General features: G+C 51.2%; 2 protein-coding genes. Both read right to left on the reverse strand.

All coding sequences use genetic code 11. From position 1 onward, the window contains the following. A partial coding sequence (locus ACZMB2_RS13845; RefSeq protein ID WP_487597156.1) for a CD1108 family mobile element protein occupies positions 1-1,175 on the reverse strand: 1,175 nt, incomplete at its 3' end. 3 nt (positions 1,176-1,178) lie between these two features. Beyond that, the coding region (locus ACZMB2_RS13850) for a VirB4-like conjugal transfer ATPase, CD1110 family (RefSeq protein ID WP_487597157.1) at positions 1,179-2,831 on the reverse strand (1,653 nt) is incomplete at its 5' end.

The raw sequence follows: 2,831 nt of genomic DNA on the forward strand, positions 1-2,831 counted from the left end.
TACTCATACTGTACCGTTACCTGATAGGTGTAGGTGTGTCCGGTTCCGGTGATCGGATTGTAACTATAACCCACACGGGTTTCTTTCCTTGTCCGGATTTCTACCTTTTCCTCCAACTTCAGCTCATACTGCGCTTCAAAGATACTCTGGAGCCGCGCCTGTACCTGGCTTCTCGTATAGTTTTCAAACTCTACGGTCAGCAGAGATGCAAGCTCATAGGGATTGTGACCGATCTCTGCCAAATTGTAGCGATACTCGTCATAGCCCGGATGGTCGGTTTCAATACGGTCAATTTGTTTACGAAGTTTATCCTCCAGCTTGGTATAATCCGTCTCCACGCCTTTCAAATCTTCATCTTCTGCCGTGTAGGAAGTTCCCAGCACCACATTGCCGCCGCCATTGATCAAGACAGAGCAGGACGATACTGACCCGGCAATCACCAAAACAAGCAGTCCCACGGCTGCGATGCCAATGATGATATGCGAGTGGCTCTGCACAAACTGAAATGCCTTTTCCGTCATACTGGCAGTCCCCTGCGCAGCTTTGGCTGTGCCAGCTGCTGTGTTCTCCGCAGCGGCCGCACCTGCCTTAGCAGCGGCATACTCTTTTTTGATGGCCTGCTTCTGCCGCCATCGGGAAAAGAGATTGGAACCAGCCTGCGGATCAGACTTCATGCGTTCCGCAAAGATGGAATCTGCGGCATCTTTATTTGCCTTTTTCTCCAACCGCTCCAGCTTTTTGTACTGCAGCAGCTTTCGACCATATTGGAACCGGGAACCAGCACGGGCTGCACCTTCCGCTGAGCCTTCGGTAAAATGCGCTGCCTCCACACCAGAATTATTATCCTGGTCGGCATTGCGCACACTCTGATGTGCCTTGGCTGAAAGTGCATCTGCCGCAAGATTTCCCGGCTTCTTTGGCTTTCCGCCTTTTTTCCCGGAAGCTGCTGCATTCTTTTTCGCTTTTACTTCCTGCTCTGATTTCAGCTTCTTACTGCGCATCTTAGCAAGATCGGCCTCGTGACGAATCTGCCTTCGGTGTTCCGCTTTTTTCTTGCCGCCGTCTCCCGTACTGCTATCTGCGGTTTTGCTTCTGGAATCGCGAAGGGTGTTCTCCGCACCCTCGCGCTCCTGCCGCAGCTTGTCTCCGAGATTCGGATTTTTCTTGCCAGCCATTGCTTACGCCTCCTTTGCTTCCTGAACTTCGGTTAATTTTGTCGTCATAATCCGGTACAGTTCCAGATCGGTCGGGAAACGATCAACGAACGGCAAAATCACATTTCCGTAGAACAGCAGTCCTTCGCCTTCGCCGGAGTGAGTCACATAGGACAGCTGGTGCGGGCTGATATTCAGCTGATCCGCCAGAATCTGACGGTCACCGGCTGCCTGATTCAGCATATAAATGAAGTCACTGTTCTCAAAAATGTTCGTCACTTCGCGGGAAGAAAGCAGATCTTTTACGTTCTGGGTGATGCCGGTGGGAATACCACCCCATTTACGGAATCGCTTCCAGATTTCCACGCTGTAAGCCGCTGTCTGCTCTTCTTTCAAAAGCAGATGGAACTCGTCCATATAGTAGCGGGTGGCTTTACCGGCATTGCGGTTGGCGGTTACACGCCCCCAGACCTGATCCTGCACCACCAGCATACCGATCTTTTTCAGCTGCTTGCCCAGCTCCTTGATGTCATAGCAGACCAGCCGGTTATTGATATCTACGTTGGTGCGGTGGTTAAACAGGTTCAGCGAACCGGTCACATAGATTTCCAGTGCCGTTGCCACATGGTGTGCTTCCTTTTCATCCTGCCGGAGCAGTGCCTCGTACAAGTCCTGCAACACCGGCATGTTCTCCGGCACCGGATTTTCAAAATAGGTCTGGTAAATCTGATGAACACATCGGTCGATGACCGTCTTTTCTACCGGCTGCAAGCCTTCTTTTCCGCCCACGATCAGCTCACACAGGGACAGGATGAAATCTGCTTTCAGGGCAATCGGATTATCCTCTTCCGAATAGTTCGCATTGATGTCCATCGGGTTGATATACTGCGTGCTGGAAGGGCTGATTTTAATGACCTGCCCCTCAAATTTCTTCACCAGTGCCGTGTACTCGGCTTCAGGATCACACACAATTACATCGTCATCCGTCACCAGGAACGCATTGGCGATTTCTCTCTTGGCAGAGAAGGATTTACCGGAACCGGGAGTACCCAGAATCAGCCCGTTGGGGTTTTTGAGCTTTTTCCGGTCAACCATAATCAGGTTGTTGGACAGAGCATTCAGCCCATAGTACAGAGCCTCTTTCCCGGTCTGAAACAGTTCCTGGGTGGTAAACGGAACGAAAATTGCCGTGCTGCTGGTAGTCATGCTGCGCTGAATCTCAATCAGGTTCTGTGCCAGCGGCAGACAGCTCATCAGCCCCTGCTCCTGCTGAAAGTCCAGACGGCGCAGGTTGCAGTTGTACTTCTGCGCGATACTGGAAGCTTGAAACACATTGGTTTCCAGCTCCTGCTCCGTCTCGCCGGTGTTCATCACCAGAAAGGTCAGCAGGAACATACGCTCATTCTGGCTCTGCAATTCCTTCAGCAGTGCCTTTGCGTCCTTGCCGTAAGTTGCCAAATCTGACGGAATGATGTCCATATCGTATCCGGAACGGACAGCTTTCTTCTGTTCCTCAATCTTGGAACGATCCAGCTCCGTAATGGTGTGCTTGATGGATTTGATTGCTTTATTCTGGTCTACCGACTGAATGTGCATAGTCACGATCTGGCTGGATTCCATATCCAGAAAATCCTTCAGCAGCTGATCCGACAGGTCGGAAGCCGTGATCTGGAGATA

It is taken from the genome of Hominiventricola sp. (assembly GCF_057604405.1).